Here is a 16994-nt window from a genome sequence, read left to right as displayed (position 1 = left end):
GACCAGGTATGGATCAGGTAAAGGGTCGGCCCACGGTCTCCCCACCCCCGGGTTGATGCGCGTAGACAGTCCTTGACCTGCCCGAACCCTGATGCGGAGACGCAACACATGCGGAAGTCCCTACGCGTGGCCGGCCTGGCCACCGCCTGCACCGTCGCCGGTGCCGCCCTCTACACCGCCGGTGCCGCCGGCGCCGACCAGGCCCCGCCGCGGCCCACCGAGGAGCCCCACAACATAGGCCTCCTCGTCGGCGAGATCGACGCCTACTACGGCGCGTCCAAGGGCGCGGACGGCGTGTGGAAGTCCTCGCCCGACAGCCCCTACGCCAAGGACCTGGCCCGCATCCAGGCCAAGGCGAAGAAGGACATCAGGAAGGCCGCGCACCACGCCCGGCACGGCAAGAAGCCGGCGATCGTCCTCGACGTCGACGACACGGCGCTGCTCAGCTTCGACTACGAGAAGCGCACCAACTACACGTACGAAAACGACAGTTGGTACGCCTACGTCAAGGAGGCCAAGCGCCCCGCCGTCTTCGGCATGCCCCAGCTGGTGAAGTACGCCAAGAGCAAGGGCGTCGAGGTCTTCTTCCTCACCGGCCTCGCCGAGTCGCTGCGCGAGGGTGCCGTGACCAACCTCGCCAGGGCCGGCTACGACACGCCGCTCGACCGCACGCACGTCTTCACCAAGGACAAGGCGAACCCGCCCGCCTACCTGAAGAACTGCGCGACAGCCACCGCCTGGAACTGCACCACCGTCCAGTTCAAGGAAGGTACGCGGAAGTACATCGAGTCGACCGGCTACAACATCGTCGGCAGCTTCGGCGACCAGGTGTCCGACCTGGAGGGCGGCTACGCGGACAAGACGTACAAGCTCCCGAACCCGACGTATTACGTGGGCTGAGACTCCGAGGGCCCTCTGAGGTTCGTTGAGCTACATAGGTTGCATTACTGACTAGGTCGCCATACGGTCTAGGTAGCTCAGACGCACAGGGGTGCGCGGCATGTGTGAGCACGCGCCGCGCACCCCTTCGGGAAGGGGGATCCCATGACCATCACGACGGACTTCGCGCCGGACTTCTCGGCACCGGCCACCGCCGTCGCGGCCGCGCTCGCCGGCTGTCTGCTGCTCGCCGAGCCCTGGGCCGGCCGCCGCATGTACGGGTCGCTGGCCCGGCGCAGGGACACCGAACCCCGCGCCCTCGTCCGCTACTTCGGGCTCATGCTCGCCCTCTGGTGGGCCTTCGCCGCCCTCACCGTCGCGGCCCTGCTCCTCTCACCCGGCACGACCGCCGCCCACCTCGGCCTCACCGTGCCCGAGCGGCCCGCCTACGTCGTCGCCGGCATCCTCCTCGCCGGCGCGATCGCGGTCGCCTCCGGACGGAACTTCCACGACCTCGCCAAGCGCGGCAGGCACGTGCCGGGGCTCTCCGCCATCGAGGCGATGCTGCCGCGCACCACCGAGGAGCGCCGGCTCGCGATCGCCGTCGCCGTGACCGACGGCCTCTGCGCCGAACTGGTCTACCGCGGCCTCCTCATCGCCTTCGGCGTGGGAGCGCTCGGACTCGACCTCTACGTGGCGGCGGCCCTGTCCGTCCTCGTCTACGCACTCGCCGGCCTCTACCAGGGCCGTCAGGGCGTCCTCGTCTTCGCCCTCTTCGGCGCGGTGTTCACGGGCCTCTACTTCGCCACGGGCAGCCTGCTGCTCCCCGTCGCGGTGCACGTCATCCTCTCCGTACGCGATCTGACGCTGCCCGCGCCGGAGCAGCCGCGGACCGCACCCGTCCTCTGAAAGCCCCCGCCCGAAAGGCGACCTGACATGACCGACCGCCGATCCAGCTGGTTCAAGGGCGTGCTCGACCTGCTCGTGCTGGCCGGCCTCACCGACGGTGAGAGCTACGGCTACGAGATCGCCAAGCTGCTCGGTGCCGCCGGCTTCGGCGAGATCAAGGGCGGCACCCTCTATCCGGTGCTGAACCGCCTGGAGGAGGCGGGCCTCGTCGTCGCGGAGTTCCGCGCCACCGAGAAGGGCCCGGGGCGTCGCTACTACCGGCTCACCGACGCCGGCCGCGAAACCCTCCGCGAACAGGGCGGACTCTGGCTCGCCTTCGACGGATCCGTACGACAGATGCTCGCGAAGGCGGGAGTGGAAGCACGATGACCAGCACGCAGCAGACGCAGCAGACGCAGCAAGCGCAGCAGAGACAGCAGGGGACGGACGTGCGGTACGAGCAGGACGGCTATCTCATCGACCTCGCCGAGCGGCTGCGGGCACGCGGCATGCCCGCCGACCGCGTCGAGGCGACCGTCACGGACCTCGCCGCCCACCTGGAGGAGTCCGGGGCCGACGACGCCGAGGCCGAGTTCGGGCCCGTCGCCGAGTTCGCCGCGCAGCTGGTGCCCGCCACGGGGGAGCAGGCACCGCTGGCACCGGACGAGCGCGCGGAGACGTGGCGCTGGACCGCCGACACGTACGTCGACGAGGAGCTCCTGAACCGCTTCGGCGACGAGGGCTGGGAGGTGGAGCGGGTCGACGCCCTCGGCCGCTTCGTCAGCCACCGGGACGTGGCGCAGCCGCAGCGCTGGGAGTACCGGCGCGAGCTGATCGCGCGCGGGCGCGAGGGGCTGGACGAGCGGCTCGCCCCGGACGGCTGGGAGCCGTGCGGGAGCTGGGCCGTCCACGCCTGGTACAAGCGGCCGAAGGCGGCGAGCCTCGGCCCGGCGGCGCGGGTGGACTCGCCGCCGCCGGCGCCGGACCGCAGCACCTTCCTGAGCCGGAAGTTCTACGCCCTGGCGGCGGCCGTCGTCGCCGCCGTGGTCGTCGGAGGGATCTCCGTCGCGGTCGACGACGGCGAGGCGAGCTCGGGGTTCGGCTACGCGGCGGGCCTGCTGGCGGGCGCGTGCGTGCCGATCGCGCTGGTCGTGTCCGTACAGCTGTGGCGCAACCGCCGCGGCCGGAACGTCTGACCTCGACTCAGCTCTTCAGCGCGGCGGCCATCATCGCCTTGGCGATGGGGGCCGCCAGACCGTTGCCGCTGACCTCGTCGCGGGCCGCGCTCGACGACTCGATCATTGCGGTGACCGCCACCTCCTTGCCGTCGCTGCCCTTCGCGTACGAAGTGAACCAGGCGTAGGGCGTCTTGCTGTTGTTCTCGCCGTGCTGGGCCGTGCCCGTCTTGCCGCCGACGGTCGCGCCGCTGATCTTCGCGTTCGTGCCGGTGCCCTCCTCGACGACGGTCCGCATCGCGGACTGCAGGCCCTCGGCGGTGGACTCGTCCATGACGCGCTGGGAGTCGTCGTCGCCGTACTTCTCCAGGATGTCGCCGTCGGAGTCGCTGATCTGCGAGACCATGTGCGGCTTGGCGAGGACGCCGCCGTTGGCGATGGCCGCCGACACCATCGACATCTGCAGCGGGGTCGCCGTCACGTCGAACTGGCCGATGCCGGTGAGCGCCGTCTGCGCCTTGTCCATGCCGGACGGGTAGACGCTCTTGCCCGCGCGCACCGGTACGTCCAGCTTGTCGGCGTTGAAGCCCATCTTCTCCGCCATCGCCCGGACCTTGTCCTGGCCCAGGTCGACGGCCATCTTCGCGAAGACGTTGTTGCAGGAGTACTGGAGCGCCGTGCGGATGTCGGCGTTCTCGCAGGGGGCCGACCGGTTCTCGTTCTTGAGGACGGTGCGCGTCCCGGGCAGCGTGTACGGGTTCGGGCTGCTCGTCCTGGTGTCCACCGAGCCGTAGAGCCCGTCCTCCAGGGCCGCCGCCGCGACCACCAGCTTGAAGGTCGAGCCGGGCGGCAGCGGCTGCCGCAGCGCGCGGTTGACCATCGGCTTCTCCTTGTCGGTGGTCAGCTTCCGCCACGCCTCGGAGTCCGTGGCGCCGCTGATCTTCGACGGGTCGTACGACGGGGTCGAGACCATGCCGAGGATCTTGCCGGTCTTGGGGTCGACGGCGACCGCCGCGCCCTTCGCGTCACCCAGCGCCTCGTAGCCGGCCTTCTGCACCGCGGGGTCGATCGTCGTGACGACGTCGCCGGGGTCGGCCCGCTTCCTGGTGAGCGTGTCGAGGGGGTTCTTCAGACGGTTGTCGGTGCCGTCGAGCAGGTCCTGGTAGATGCCTTCGAGCTGGGTGGCGCCGTAGACCTGTGAGCTGTAGCCCGTGACGGGCGAGTACAGGTCGCCGTCCTTGTAGGTGCGCTTGTAAGCGAGGTCTCCGCCCTTCGTCCGCTCGGAGCCGGTGATGGCCTCACCGCCCACGATGATGTCGCCCAGCGGGGCCGCGTACTGCTCTATCGCGTTGCGCCGGTTGTGCTTGTCGTCCGCGAGCGCCTTCGAGTCGTGGAACTGCACCCATGTCGCCCGCAGCAGCAGGGCGAGCACGAGCAGCAGCGCGAAGACCGAGGCGTGCCTGATCGTCTTGTTCATCCCGTGGGAGGACGAGCGGAGGGGAGGGTTTCGTTCCCTTGTGGTGTGCTTGCGACCGTTTTCTCATCGAGCCTTCATGAAACCCGCCTCGTACGCCGCGATCACCGCCTGCGTGCGGTCCCGCGCGCCCGTCTTGGCGAGGACCGACGCCACGTGGGTCTTCACCGTCGCCGCGCCCACCCCCATCCGTCCCGCGATCTCCGCGTTGGTCAGGCCCGCCGCCATCAGCCGCAGCACCTCGCTCTCCCGGCCGGTGAGCCGCGCCACCCAGGCGGGCGGCGCGGGCTCGGCGCGGCCGTACTCGGCGGCCAGGGCGCGCACGGCCGCGGGGAAGAGCAGCGAATCGCTGCGCGCCACGAGCCGGACCGCCTGCACGAGCTCGTCGGCGTCCGCCCGCTTGAGGAGGAACCCGGCGGCTCCGGCCCGCAGCGCCTCGTACACGTACGCGTCGTTCTCGAAGGTCGTCACGACGACGACCCGCGGCGGCTCGGTCATGGTCCGCAGGATCTGCTCGGTCGCGCGGATACCGTCGATCTCCGGCATGCGGACGTCCATCAGGACCACGTCCGGCTTCAGCTCCCGTACGACGGCGACCGCCTCGGCGCCCGTCGCCGCCTCGCCCGCCACCTCGACGCCGGGCTCGGCGGAGAGGATCGCGCGCAGGGCGGTGCGCACCATGCGCTCGTCGTCCGCGAGGACGACCCGGATGTCGTTCGCCGTCATTGCTGTCCTTTCAGGGGAAGTCGTACGTGGAGGCGCCACATCCCGTCGGCGGGGCCCGCCTCGGCCGTGCCGCCGAGCAGCCGGGCCCGGTCCGCGACACCGCGCAGGCCGTGGCCGCCGCCGGGCCGGGGCGCGGGGGAGCGGGGCGGCAGCGGGTTCTCCGCGGTGACGGCCAGGGCAGGGCCGTCCAGGGCGATGCGCAGCGTCACGGAGGTGGCGTCGCCGCCGTGCCGCAGCGCGTTGCTGAGGGCCTCCTGCACGATGCGGTAGGCCTCCCGGGAGACCAGCGGGGGCAGGGACTCGGGGTCCGCGGAGACGGTGGCCGTCACCCGGGGCCCGGCCGCCCTGGTGCGGCGCAGCAGGCCGTCCAGGTCGGCGGCGAGGGTGGGCGCGGGAGCCGTCGGTTCCGCGCCGCCCGCTTCCCGCAACACGCCCAGTACGGCGTCGAGTTCGCCCACCGTGCGGCGCGTCGTGTCCTCGATGGCGGCCAGCGCCTCGCGCACGAACTCCGGGTCGTGGTCGAGGACCCGGCGGGCCGCGCTCGCCTGGAGGGTGACGGCGCTCAGCGCGTGACCGACGGAGTCGTGCAGTTCGCGGGCGAGCCGGTTGCGCACGGCGAGGTCGGCGGCGCGCTGCTCGGCGGCGGCGAGCCGGTCGGCGGGCGTGGGCCCGAGCAGGCCGGGCGCCCAGCGCGCGAGCAGCCCGCCGGCGGTGGCCGCGCACGCCGCGAGCGCCACCAGCGAGGCGCAGCCGATGACCGGGGAGAGGGCCAGCAGCCAGGTCTCGCCGAAGACTTCGGGCATCCCGATGCGGCTGTCCGCCAGTACGGAGAAGAAGGGCAGCAGGATCAGGACGCACGCGAAGGGCGGCAGCGCGAGCGACATGCCGCTGATGACGCCGCCGAAGCCGAGGTGCAGCGTGAACCACGCGGCGGTGCGGGTGCGGGCGACCCGGGTGCGCGCGGGCCCCTCGGCGAGGGAGTCGGCCGGCACCCCGCACAGCGTCCGCACGGCGGCCACCGACATCGGCCGGGTCAGCGGGAACAGCGCGGTGACCGCGGCGAGCGGCAGGCCGACCGCGAACGCGGCGAGCTGGGCGCCGAGCGAGCCCAGGACGGCGGTGTCCTCGAAGAACGGCCCGACGACGACGGCGCCGACGAACACGTACGGCATGGCGAGGGCGCCGCCGAGGATCAGATGGATCCAGCGGCGGCGCGCCCGGCGCCCGAACAAGGTGGTGGCGAGTGGCCTCACGCCGTGCTTCCCGACCGCTGCCGGAGGAAGTGCGCCAGGAGGCCGGCGACGAGCGCCCCGATGATCATCTGGACAGCGTAGGTCAGGAACATCGCACCGGTGGGCTGCTTTTCGGCGTCACCGACGGCCGCGAGGGAGCCGAGGAACAGCCAGCCTCCCCAGCAGGCGACCGTGCCCGAGCCGAGCCAGGCCGCCGTGAGCGGCACCTCGAGGGGCAGGGCGCGGCCCCACGACAAGCTGAGGAGCAGCGCGCCCGCGACGGCCACCACGAGGTAGACCGCGTCCAGGGACTCCAGTACGTGGAAGTCGGTCGTACGCCCCCTGACCTGCGCCTCGTTGAGCCCGGCCGCGGAGCCGGTGGCCCACAGCACGTGCAGCGTGCCGGGGACGAGCGCGAGCAGCGCGACGGCACAGGCGACGGCCCGCGGCCCCCGCCGAGCCCCACCGCACGGCACCCGCCCCCGCCACAGGTGTCCCCAGCGGTCCCGCGCGTACAGCGCGAAGAGGGCGCCGAGGGCGACGCCCTGCACGATGAAGCCGGTGTAGACGACGGCGAACACCCAGTCGGCCAGGAACGGTTCGCCCGTGCCGCCGTCCGATCCGCCGCGGACGCTGCCGCCGAGCACCTTGACCACCAGCTGCAGCGGATATCCGGCCATGATCGGCGTCAGGAGACCGGTGGCGACCCACATCGGCACCAGCAGCAGCGGGGCCGGCACGCGCAGCCCCCAGGGCCGGGTCAGGAGCAGCGCCAGCACGATGACGGACGCGTCCATGAGGACGGTCAGCCCGTTGACGAAGATCATCGGCACCCGGTGGTCGAGCAGCGGGCTGCCGTCGGGGATCCCGAGGTGACTCCCGGAGATCCAGGCGGCCTTGAGAGCGAGATACGGCACACAGGCGACCTGCGCGACGATCCGCAGCGAGCGGCGGGAACGGCTGAGGGCGGGCGCGGCGGCCGGCGGGGCGGGAGACGGGAACGCTGTCTGCGGCATACCTCCAAGCTCCCGCCCGGACCGCCCCGACACCTCCTGCGCGAAGACGATCCGCCTCCGCCGCGCGGCGGAGGCCCGGGCGGCGTGAGGTTCAGGCCTCGTGCAGGACGAGGACCACCTCGTCGATTTCCTTGCCGCGGGCCTGGGCGTAACCCCGGTCCGTCGCGGAGACGCGGAAGCCGCACTTCTCCAGGACGCGGATCGAGCCCGCGTTGTCCGCCGCCGCGCGGGCGTAGAGCGGGCGCTCCGGCTCGAGTTCGAGGAGGCCGCGGAGGGCCGCCGTGGCCAGGCCCCGGCCCCAGTACGCGCGGTCGATCCAGTACGTGACCTCGCGCTCGCCGGGCGCCCCGTACACCCCCGCGTTGCCCACCACGTCCCCGTCCGCGAGGACCGTGCGGATCTGGATGTCCGCGGCGGCCCGCATCCTCGTCCAGTGCGCGTCGAAGGCGTCCCGGTCGGCGGGGTCCTCGGAGGTGAACGCGGCCATGTGGGTCGACTCGGGGTCGTTCATCTGCCGGAAGAAGACGGGCAGATCGCTGTCGTGGACTGCGCGCAGGGTGACATCCATGCGTCAGAGCCTACGAGTCGCCAGTGTCAGCCGGTCCCGCGCGTCGAAGAGGGCGTCCTTGACCAGCTGTTCGTGCGCGGGCGTGAGCCGCGCCACCGGCACCGAGCAGCTGATCGCGTCGCGCGCGGGGGTGCGGTAGGGGATGGCGACGCCGAAGCAGCGCAGGCCCAGCGTGTTCTCCTCGCGGTCCACCGCGAAGCCCTGCTCGCGCACCGCGCGCAGCTCCTCGATGAGCTTCTCGCGGTCGGTGATGGTGTGCTCGGTGAGCGCGGGCAGCGTCTCCGGGAGCAGCGCGCGGACCTGTTCGTCGGTGTGCGTGGCGAGCAGCGCCTTGCCGAGCGAGGTGGAGTGCGCGGGGAGGCGGCGGCCGACGCGTGTGAAGGGGCGCAGGTAGTGCTGGGACTGGCGGGTGGCGAGGTAGACGACGTTCGTGCCGTCGAGCCGGGCGAGGTGGATGGTCTCCGTGGTGTCGTCGGAGAGCCGGTCCAGGGTGGGCCGGGCGGCGGCCACGACCTCGTCGCCGTCGATGTACGACGTACCGACGAGCAGGGCGCGCACCCCGATCCCGTACCGCGTGCCGGTGGCGTCCGTCTCGACCCAGCCGAGCTCGACCAGGGTGCGGAGCAACATGTACAGGCTCGACTTGGGGTAGCCGACGGCCTCCTGGACCGCGGCCAGGGAGTGCATTCCGGGGCTGCCCGCGAAGTACTCGAGCAGTTCCACCGTGCGCACGGCGGACTTGACCTGCGCACCGCCTCCGGTCTCGCCAGCCGACATCGCCCTTGACCCCTTTGAACGCCGAGAAATAGTCTCAAGTCCCCGCCGTTCATCAACGGAGACAGTGTTCAGCATATCGAACAGCCCTGGTGAGTGGCATACGTCTGGAAAGGGAATCCGCGGTGGCAGCAGCACCAGTCTGGAGTGTCGACCCCCGAACCGGGAAGCAGCGCGAGCAGGTTGCGGTGGAGGCCACGGCCGAGGAGGTCGACCGCGCGGTCCGCGCCGCCCGCGACGCGGCGCCCGCCCTCGCCGACCGCGCGGTGCGCGCCGCCTTCCTGCGCACCGCGGCCGACCTCCTCGAAGAGTCGAAGGACCACCTCGTCGAGGCCGCGGACGCGGAGACCGCGCTCGGGCCCGTCCGGCTCGCCGGCGAACTCGCCCGCACCTGCTACCAGTTGCGCACCTTCGCCGACATCGTCGACGAGGGCGCCTTCCTCGGTGTCGTCATCGATCACCCCGACGCCACGGCGACTCCGCCCATACCGGACCTGCGCCGCTACAAGATCCCCCTCGGCGTCGTCGCGGTCTACTCCGCCTCCAACTTCCCCTTCGCCTTCTCCGTGCCCGGCGGCGACACCGCGAGCGCGCTCGCCGCGGGCTGCCCCGTGGTCGTCAAGGCCCACCCCGACCACCCGGGCACCTCCGAACTGGTCGCCTCCGTGCTGCGCAGGGCCGCCGCCGCGCACGACATCCCCGAGGGCGTCCTCGGCCTCGTGCACGGCTTCGAGGCGGGCGTCGAACTGGTCAAGCACCCGCTGGTCGCCGGCGCCGGCTTCACCGGCTCCATCCGCGGCGGGCGCGCCCTCTTCGACGCGGCCGCCGCCCGGCCCGTCCCGATCCCCTTCCACGGCGAGCTCGGCTCCCTCAACCCCGTCGTCGTCACCGAGGCCGCGGCCGCCGAGCGCGGCGAGCAGATCGGCACCGGACTCGCGGGCTCCGTGACGCTCGGCGTCGGCCAGTTCTGCGTCAAGCCGGGCCTCGTCCTCGCCCCCGAGGGCGCGGGCGGCGACCGCCTCGTGAAGTCCCTGACCGAAGCGGTGAGCGACACCGAGGCCGGGGTGCTCCTGGACCACCGGATGCGGGACAACTTCGTCGCCGGGGTGCGCGAGCGCGCCGGACTCCCCGACGTCGAGGCCCCCGTGACCCCCGGTGCGGGCAGCGAGCACACCGTCAGCGCGGGCTTCCTGACCGTCCCGGCCGAGCGCCTCGCCGAAGAAGGGGCGTACGACCTGCTCCTGGAGGAGTGCTTCGGCCCGGTCACCGTCGTCGCCCGGTACAGCGACGCGGCGGAGATCACCGCCGTCCTCTCCCGGCTGCCCGGCAACCTCACCGCCACCGTGCAGCTCTCCTCCGAGGAGGCGGCGGGGGAGAGCGGCCGGGGCGCCGAGCTGCTCGCCGAGCTCACCCCGCTCGCGGGGCGCGTCCTCGTCGACGGCTGGCCCACCGGCGTCGCCGTCGCCCCCGCCCAGCACCACGGCGGCCCCTACCCCGCGACCACGTCGACCTCGACGTCCGTGGGCGGCACGGCCGTCGAGCGCTGGCTGCGCCCGGTCGCGTACCAGAACACCCCCGAGGCGCTGCTCCCGCCGGAGCTGCGCGACGACAACCCGCTGGGCCTGCCGCGCCGTTACGACGGGCGCCTGGAACACTGACCGCATGGACGTCACCATCGGGCACCTCCCGTTCTCGCTGCGCACATACGGCCCCGACGGGCACTGGTCGTACGAGGACGGGGTGCTCACCGGCTGGGCGGGCGCCCGGCAGGACCGCTTCGTGCCCCCGACGGGCGAGGCGCTCGAGCCCGCCTCCGACGCGCCCCGCCTGCTCGGCGCCCCCGAGGGCGACTTCCAGCTGATCGCCCGCGTCACGGTCGGCTTCGCCGCCGCCTTCGACGCGGGCGTGCTGTACCTCCACGTGAGCGAGCGGGAGTGGGCCAAGCTCTGCCTGGAGCGCTCCCCGGACGAGCCCACGGTGTGCACGGTCGTCACCCGCGGCCGCTCCGACGACGCCAACGCCTTCGTGGTGGACGGCAGCAGCGCCTGGCTGCGCGTCAGCCGTACGGGGTCGGCGTTCGCGTTCCACGCCTCGACGGACGGCGAGCGGTGGACGTTCGTGCGGATCTTCTCGCTCGGCGACGAGAAGACGGCGGGCGCCGCACTCGTCGGCTTCATGGCCCAGTCACCCGTCGGCGAGGGCTGTGTGGTGACGTACGACCACATCGAGTTCCGCCCCAACTGGCCGGAGGGGCTGCGCGACGGTTCCTAGCTCTCCTGAAGGCCGACGCGGGTGCCGGTGGCCGCCGCGCGTTCGATGGCGTCGAGCAGTCGCTGGCGCCGCACCGCGTGCGCGAAGTCCGGCGCCGACGAGCCGCGTTCGGCCGGTCCGGCGAGCATCCGGGCGTACTGCATCCCCACGTTGTAGGCGGGCAGGCCGCGCACGTCGTCGAGCTCGGGGACGTCGAAGTAGCGGGCGGGCACGGGGAGTTCGGCGGTCTCCGGATCCGTGCCGCGCCCGCCGCGTACGGTCAGGGACGCCTGCTGGAGGTGGCCCGAGTCACCCGTGATCACGAGGTCGCCCTCCGTGCCGTTGATCTCCCAGTGGAAGTTCGTGCCACGGGAGAGACCGCCCCGGAAGTGCACCGAGGCCACGGCCCCCGAGTCGAGCCGCCCGCTCACCGCGATCTGGTCGTCGACGGTCATCGCCGCCGCGCGGCCCGTGCCCTCCTCGCGCACGAGGGGACGCCGGGTCGCCAGGGTCGCCGAGACCTCGGTGAACTCGCCGAGCACCATGGCGACGGCGTCGACGGTGTGCCCGAAGGGGATGGTCAGCATGGTCCCGCCGTTCCGCCGGTCCAGGAGGTACTCCCCGGACGGCTCGAAGACGGGGCCCCAGCGCCGCCCCGACGCGACGAGAGTGGTCGACAGGACCTCACCGGCGTACCCGTCGGCGACGAGATCGCGGACGAACCGCACGGCGGGCGCCGAGCGGGCCTGCAACCCCGCGAACGTCCGCACCCCCGCCCGGTCCGCGGCCGCCGCCAGCTCCTCGGCCTCGGAGAGGCCGTTGCCGAGCGGCCACTCCGAGAGCACCGCCTTGCCCGCGCCGAGCGCGCCGAGGATCACCTCGCGGTGCAGCGGCACCCGCACGCTCACCACGACGAGGTCGACCTCGTCGCTGCGGACGAGCTCGGCGGCCGAGCCGAACGCCAACGGCACCCCGTACTTCTCACCCGCGGCCCGCGCCGACGCAGCACTGGAAGCGGCCAGGGCGCGCAGCTCGTATCCGTCGAGGCGGGCCAGCGCGGGGACGTGGGAGCGGGGCGCCCAGCCGCCGCGGGCGGAGAGACCGACGAGGCCGACACGGACGGGTGCGGTGGTGGAGTTCATGAGCGGGACGGTAGGCGGGAGGCCCTGATCACCCGCAAGGGCACCAACTATATTTTGGAAACCATGACTGGTCAGAGCCGCGAGGGCGCCCGTAACCGGCACGACATCTACGGCCTGCTCTGCCCCGGCCGCGCGGTCTTCGAGCTGCTCGTCCACAAATGGACCGGCCTCGCCATCACCGCCCTCGCGGACGGTCCGCGCCGCTTCGGTGAGCTGCGCCGCAAGCTGGAGGGCGTCAGCCCCAAGGTGCTCACCCAGACCCTGCGCCGCCTGGAGGAGAACGGCCTCGTGACGCGCACCGTCCACGCCGAGGTCCCGCCCCGCGTCGAGTACGAACTCACCGAGCTGGGCCGCGGCGCCCTGGAACCCCTCGCCCACCTGCGCACCTGGGTCAGGGCGAACACGGGCAGGTTCGCGGCCGCGGAGTCACCGACAGGGGAATGAGGTGCTTACCCTTGGCGGCGTTCATGTGTATTCGAGAAGGAGTGAAAAATGGCTAGGGCCACTGCGCGACACATCTTGGTCGCAACCGAGACGGAAGCGCTCCAGCTGAAGGAGCAGATCGAGGGCGGGGCGGACTTCGCCGAGCTGGCCAAGAAGCACTCCTCGTGCCCCTCGTCGAGCGCCGGCGGGGACCTCGGCTCGTTCGGCCCCGGGCAGATGGTGCCCGAGTTCGACCAGGTCGTCTTCTCCGCCCCGGTCGGCGAGGTCCAGGGCCCGGTGAAGACCCAGTTCGGGTCGCACCTCGTCGAGGTCACCAGCCGCCAGGACTGACGCGGTGTACCGGGCCGCGCCGCTGAGGCGCGGCCCGGTTCCGGCGCGAGGGGAATGAGACGCTCCGGGCGTACGTTGACGGACTGAGCGGAGGCAGCCTCCGCACCGACTGCTTCGTACCGTACGACCTGGAAAGAGCCACACATGCGCGTCGAGATCTGGAGCGACATCGCCTGCCCCTGGTGCTACGTGGGCAAGGCCCGCTTCGAGAAGGCCCTCGCCGCCTTCCCGCACCGTGCCGGCGTCGAGGTCGTGCACCGCTCCTTCGAGCTGGACCCGGGGCGCGCCAAGGGCGACACCGGGCTCGTCCTGCCGATGCTCATGCGGAAGTACGGCATGAGCGAGCAGCAGGCCCGCGAGGGCGAGCGGCGGCTCGGGGAGAACGCGGCCGCCGAGGGCCTCGACTACCGCACCGAGGGCCGCGACCACGGCAACACCTTCGACATGCACCGCCTCCTGCACCTCGCCAAGGAGCGGGGCAGGCAGGACGAGCTGATCGGGCTGCTCTACCGCGCGAACTTCGCCGAGGAGCGGTCCGTCTTCACGGACGACGAGCGCGTCGTGGAGCTCGCCGTCGAGGCGGGTCTGGACGAGGGCGAGGTGCGGGCCGTCCTCGCCGACCCGGAGCGGTACGCCGACGACGTCCGCGCCGACGAGCGCGAGGCCGCCGAGCTGGGCGCGAACGGCGTGCCGTTCTTCGTCCTCGACCGCAAGTACGGCATCTCCGGCGCCCAGCCCGCCGAGGTCTTCACGCAGGCCCTGGAGCAGGCGTGGGGCGAGCGTCCGCCGCTCACCACCCTCGCGACGGCCGACGGCGGCGACGCCTGCGGGCCCGACGGATGCGCGGTTCCGCAGGCCTGAGCCGCCGCATAGGTTGATCCCCATGGAGTCCATGGGGATCAACAACGGCAACGAATTCGCTCCCGCTTCGACTTACCTGAACACCGCGAGCTGCGGTCTGCTGCCCCGCCGCGCCGTCGACGCGGTGTGCGCGCTCGCCGCCGAGAACGGCGCGGGACGGCCGGGCGGCGCGGGCGACTTCGAAGTGGTGGACGAGGCCAGAGCCGCCTTCGCCCGGCTCGTCGGCGTCCCGGACGGCCGTGTCGCGACCGGCGGTTCGGTCGCGGTGCACGCCGGGCTGATCGCCGCCTCGCTGCCGCCCGGCGCCGAAGTACTCGCGCCCGAGGGCGAGTTCGCGTCGATCGTGAACCCCTTCGTGCTGCGCGGCGACCTCAAGATGCGGTACGCGCCCCTGGACGAGCTCGCCGCGGCCGTCACCCCGACGACGACGCTCGTCTCCTTCTCGGCCGTCCAGTCGGCCGACGGCCGCGCCGCCGACCTGCCGGCGGTCCGCGCGGCGGCGGCCGCCCACGGCGCGCGCACCCTCCTCGACGCGACGCAGGCGGCGGGCTGGCTGCCCCTCGACGCGGGCGCGTACGACTACACCGTGACCGGCGCCTTCAAGTGGCTGCTGTGCCCGCGCGGCGTGTCGTTCCTGACGGTGCGCGAGGAGGCACAGGAGTCCCTGGTCCCGCTGCACGGAGGCTGGCTCGCGGCGGCCGACACCTGGAACTCCACGTACGGGCCGCTCGCGCAACTCGCCCCGGACGCCCGCCGCTTCGACGAACCGCCCGCCTTCCTCGCCTACCACGGGGCCGCCGCCGCGCTCTCCCTCGTCGAGGAGACGGGGATCGACGCGATCCACGCGCACGACACCGCGCTCGCCGCCCGCTACCGCGCCGGACTCGCCGAGCTGGGCCACACCCCGGTGCCGGGCGGCTCACCCATCGTCTCCGTGCCCGGACTCGGCGACCGCGCCCCCGAACTGGCCCGGGCGGGCATCCTCACCTCGGCACGGGCGGGACACCTGCGAGCCACGTTCCACCTGTACAACACCGAGGCGGATGTGGACCGGATCCTCGACGTGCTGTCCGGCTGAGGCCTGGCGCGGCGGGCCGCGGGACGCCAGGCTTGGCAGGACTACGTGGTCGCGTGGCCGCGCGAGGTGGTGGTGCCGGGTGGAGCCGTCCTTCGAGAGGCCGGAGCCGTCCTTCGAGCGGCCGGGCGCGTCGCGCCTGCCGTCCGGCGCGGGCAGGCCGTCCGCCGACGCCGACCTGCACCGACGCCTTGTCTACGGCGACGAGGCGGCCCTAGCGGAGGTCTACGCCGCGTACGGCGTGCTCGTCCACCGCGTCGCGACCCGCGTCACCCGAGACCACACCGCCGCCGAGGACGTGGCCCAGGAGGTCTTCGCCCACCTGTGGAGCAGGCCCTACGCCTTCGACGCGCGCCGCGGCAGCCTGCGCGGCTGGCTCTCGATGCTCGCCCACCGGCGCGCCGTGGACTGGGTGCGCGGCGAGGAACGGCACCGCAAGGCCGCGCACGCCGACGAGGCGGGGCTGCGGGCGGTCCCGGCGGCCAGCCCCGCCCCGGACGAGGCGATCCTCGAACAGGAGCGCTCCCTGCTCCTGCACTCCGCCCTCGCCCGGCTCCCGCTGCCCCAGCAGCAGGTGGTGCACCTCGCCTACTTCGCGGGGCGCACCTACCGGCAGGCCGCCGTCGAACTGGGCATCCCCGAAGGCACCGCGAAGACCCGCCTGAGAACGGCCCTGCGTACGCTGGCCGAGACGCTCGCGGACCCACCCCTGCGAGGTGAACTCCCTTGACCGGCAACCACGAAGCGGTACGCGAACTCCTCGGCGCCTGGGCCGTCGACGCCCTCATGCCGGGCGACGAGGCCGAGCTCGCCCGGCACCTGCGGCAGTGCGAGAGCTGTGCCGCCGAGGCCGCACGGCTGCGCGCCACGGTGCGGCACCTGGACGGCCCCGCCCTGCCCGACCCGGCACCGGACGGGCACCCCGGGCGGCACGGGCTCTCCCTCGCCCTGCGCAGCCGCGCCCCCGCGCTGCGCACCGCCCCGCACGCCGCGCCCTACGCCGCCGCGGTCACCGGGCTCCAGGCGCTCCTCGCCGAGCTGGACGAGCAGGCACCCTGGGGCACACCGGTCGTGCACGACTGGGACGTCCACGACACCGTCGCCCACCTCATCGCCGCCGACGAGCCGCTCGCCCGGCACCTCGGCCTGCCCGCGCGCGAACCCGCCCCGCACTCGCCGGACGGCAAACCGTGGCGCGCCGCGTGGGAGGCGCGCACCCGCGAGGTGATCCGCCGCGAGCGCACCCGCACACCCGCGCAGACCGTCTCCGCGTGGCGGGTGCAGGCCGCCGGGCTGCTCTCCTCCCGGGCGGCCCACGACCCCGAACTCGCCGCCCGCGCCACGGTGCTGGCCGGGATACGCCTCCCCGTCGCCGACCACTTCCTGGCCCGCGCCTTCGAGACCTGGGTGCACGCCGACGACATCGGCGTCGCCCTCGACCGCACGGTCCCCCCACCCCCCTCCCCCCACCTGTGGCAATTGGTACGCCTCGCCGTCCGCATCCTCGGCCCGGCCCTCGGCCCACAGGCCCCGGCCGTCGCCCTCACCATCACCGGAGACGGCGGCGAAACGGAGTGGGTCCTCGGCAGCTCGGCCGACCCGATCAGCGCCGAACTTGTCCTGGACCCCGTCGACTTCTGCCTCCTGGTAGGCGGCCGCCGCACCCCCGACCAACTACCACGCGGCACATCGGGCGACGAGTCAGCAGTACGCCGAGTCCTGACAAGAGCGGCTTCACTGGCGTGGCTGTAGCCGCCTCCTGAGGCCGGTCCGCGCCCTATCCGGGGCGAGGGGGTGGCTGTGGCGCCGGCAGCGCCCCGTCAGGGGCGCGGGGAACTGCGCGACAAGCCCCCACCGACCCGCGGTGACGTCTGCTGCGGCGGGCTGCACGGCGGGATCCGGGGCCGGCTGTGGCTCCGGCCTGGCGTCGTGGCGCCGGTAGTGCCCCGTCAGGGGCGCGGGGAACTGCGCGACAAGCCCCCACCGGCCGGCGGTGGCATCTGCCGCGCAGGCTCCAGGGCGTGGCCGGGACTGCCCGGAGCGGAAAGGGCGGGGCTACGCCCGCCCCGTGCGCGCCGGGGCGTCCCCCCGCGGCCGTCACAGGGTGGGGGCGACCCGGGGGAGCCCCCCCAGGCGTAGCCCCCCCGCCGCCCCGCGCCC

Annotated in this window: 19 protein-coding genes; 12 read left to right on the top strand and 7 right to left on the bottom strand. The window is 73.2% G+C overall.

Annotated features, from left to right (window positions below; translation table 11 throughout):
* Positions 1-108 precede the first annotated feature (108 nt).
* The 4 genes from ACI2L3_RS18060 to ACI2L3_RS18045 all read left to right on the top strand — a co-directional run bounded on the left by ACI2L3_RS18060 (position 109) and on the right by ACI2L3_RS18045 (position 2963).
* Entirely contained in the window at positions 109-900 is a 792-nt protein-coding gene (locus ACI2L3_RS18060; RefSeq protein WP_404753334.1) for an HAD family acid phosphatase, read from the top strand.
* A 144-nt stretch (positions 901-1044) separates the two neighbouring features.
* Positions 1045-1788, top strand: a complete 744-nt coding sequence (locus ACI2L3_RS18055; RefSeq protein ID WP_404753333.1) for a CPBP family intramembrane glutamic endopeptidase — start codon at positions 1045-1047, stop codon at positions 1786-1788.
* A 27-nt stretch (positions 1789-1815) separates the two neighbouring features.
* Positions 1816-2157 (top strand): PadR family transcriptional regulator, encoded by a 342-nt coding sequence (locus ACI2L3_RS18050; protein WP_404753332.1) that lies wholly within the window; start codon positions 1816-1818, stop codon positions 2155-2157.
* Positions 2154-2963: a hypothetical protein gene (locus tag ACI2L3_RS18045; RefSeq protein WP_404753331.1), complete on the top strand. Its 810-nt coding sequence runs from the start codon at positions 2154-2156 to the stop codon at positions 2961-2963. The genes ACI2L3_RS18050 and ACI2L3_RS18045 overlap by 4 nt, the downstream gene beginning before the upstream one ends.
* A 7-nt stretch (positions 2964-2970) precedes the next feature.
* Here the strand turns inward: ACI2L3_RS18045 and ACI2L3_RS18040 are convergent, their stop codons facing one another.
* The 6 genes from ACI2L3_RS18040 to ACI2L3_RS18015 all read right to left on the bottom strand — a co-directional run bounded on the left by ACI2L3_RS18040 (position 2971) and on the right by ACI2L3_RS18015 (position 8735).
* The gene (locus tag ACI2L3_RS18040) at positions 2971-4419 is read right to left on the bottom strand and encodes a peptidoglycan D,D-transpeptidase FtsI family protein (RefSeq protein ID WP_404753330.1); all 1449 of its coding nucleotides are present in this window, start codon (positions 4417-4419) and stop codon (positions 2971-2973) included.
* A 63-nt stretch (positions 4420-4482) separates the two neighbouring features.
* Positions 4483-5142, bottom strand: a complete 660-nt coding sequence (locus ACI2L3_RS18035; RefSeq protein WP_404753329.1) for a response regulator — start codon at positions 5140-5142, stop codon at positions 4483-4485.
* Positions 5139-6395, bottom strand: coding sequence for a sensor histidine kinase (locus ACI2L3_RS18030; RefSeq protein ID WP_404753328.1), 1257 nt, complete (start codon positions 6393-6395; stop codon positions 5139-5141). The genes ACI2L3_RS18035 and ACI2L3_RS18030 overlap by 4 nt, the downstream gene beginning before the upstream one ends.
* On the bottom strand, positions 6392-7390 hold the full coding sequence (locus tag ACI2L3_RS18025; protein WP_404753327.1) for a hypothetical protein: 999 nt from the start codon (positions 7388-7390) through the stop codon (positions 6392-6394). Before ACI2L3_RS18025 ends, ACI2L3_RS18030 begins: the two co-directional genes overlap by 4 nt.
* A 91-nt stretch (positions 7391-7481) precedes the next feature.
* Complete coding sequence (locus tag ACI2L3_RS18020) at positions 7482-7958, bottom strand: GNAT family N-acetyltransferase (protein ID WP_404753326.1); 477 nt, start codon at positions 7956-7958, stop codon at positions 7482-7484.
* Between the two features lie 3 nt (positions 7959-7961).
* Entirely contained in the window at positions 7962-8735 is a 774-nt protein-coding gene (locus ACI2L3_RS18015; protein ID WP_404753325.1) for an IclR family transcriptional regulator, read from the bottom strand.
* 122 nt (positions 8736-8857) lie between these two features.
* On the opposite strand from ACI2L3_RS18015, the gene ACI2L3_RS18010 reads away from it, so the two are divergent.
* Both ACI2L3_RS18010 and ACI2L3_RS18005 read left to right on the top strand, forming a co-directional pair.
* Positions 8858-10390: an aldehyde dehydrogenase (NADP(+)) gene (locus ACI2L3_RS18010; RefSeq protein ID WP_404753324.1), complete on the top strand. Its 1533-nt coding sequence runs from the start codon at positions 8858-8860 to the stop codon at positions 10388-10390.
* A 4-nt stretch (positions 10391-10394) separates the two neighbouring features.
* Positions 10395-11003 carry a DUF1349 domain-containing protein gene (locus tag ACI2L3_RS18005; RefSeq protein ID WP_404753323.1) on the top strand — a complete coding sequence of 203 codons (609 nt, stop codon included), beginning with the start codon at positions 10395-10397 and terminating at the stop codon, positions 11001-11003.
* Here ACI2L3_RS18005 and ACI2L3_RS18000 read toward each other — a convergent pair.
* On the bottom strand, positions 11000-12124 hold the full coding sequence (locus ACI2L3_RS18000) for a Gfo/Idh/MocA family protein (RefSeq protein ID WP_404753322.1): 1125 nt from the start codon (positions 12122-12124) through the stop codon (positions 11000-11002). The genes ACI2L3_RS18005 and ACI2L3_RS18000 overlap by 4 nt on opposite strands.
* A gap of 63 nt (positions 12125-12187) precedes the next feature.
* On the opposite strand from ACI2L3_RS18000, the gene ACI2L3_RS17995 reads away from it, so the two are divergent.
* From ACI2L3_RS17995 to ACI2L3_RS17970, 6 genes are all read left to right on the top strand, one after another.
* Positions 12188-12568, top strand: a complete 381-nt coding sequence (locus ACI2L3_RS17995) for a winged helix-turn-helix transcriptional regulator (RefSeq protein ID WP_404753321.1) — start codon at positions 12188-12190, stop codon at positions 12566-12568.
* A gap of 48 nt (positions 12569-12616) precedes the next feature.
* On the top strand, positions 12617-12898 hold the full coding sequence (locus ACI2L3_RS17990; RefSeq protein ID WP_365356868.1) for a peptidylprolyl isomerase: 282 nt from the start codon (positions 12617-12619) through the stop codon (positions 12896-12898).
* Positions 12899-13042: 144 nt separating this feature from the next.
* Positions 13043-13759, top strand: a complete 717-nt coding sequence (locus tag ACI2L3_RS17985; RefSeq protein WP_404753320.1) for a DsbA family oxidoreductase — start codon at positions 13043-13045, stop codon at positions 13757-13759.
* Positions 13760-13781: 22 nt separating this feature from the next.
* Positions 13782-14837, top strand: a complete 1056-nt coding sequence (locus ACI2L3_RS17980) for an aminotransferase class V-fold PLP-dependent enzyme (RefSeq protein ID WP_404753319.1) — start codon at positions 13782-13784, stop codon at positions 14835-14837.
* Between the two features lie 136 nt (positions 14838-14973).
* Positions 14974-15564: an RNA polymerase sigma factor gene (locus ACI2L3_RS17975; protein ID WP_404753679.1), complete on the top strand. Its 591-nt coding sequence runs from the start codon at positions 14974-14976 to the stop codon at positions 15562-15564.
* The gene (locus ACI2L3_RS17970; RefSeq protein WP_404753318.1) at positions 15561-16586 is read left to right on the top strand and encodes a maleylpyruvate isomerase family mycothiol-dependent enzyme; all 1026 of its coding nucleotides are present in this window, start codon (positions 15561-15563) and stop codon (positions 16584-16586) included. Before ACI2L3_RS17975 ends, ACI2L3_RS17970 begins: the two co-directional genes overlap by 4 nt.
* Positions 16587-16994: the final 408 nt, after the last annotated feature.

The sequence above is a fragment of the Streptomyces sp. NPDC029674 genome (assembly GCF_044903205.1).
Taxonomy (GTDB): domain Bacteria; phylum Actinomycetota; class Actinomycetes; order Streptomycetales; family Streptomycetaceae; genus Streptomyces.
This window is presented reverse-complemented; position numbering and strand designations above follow the sequence as displayed.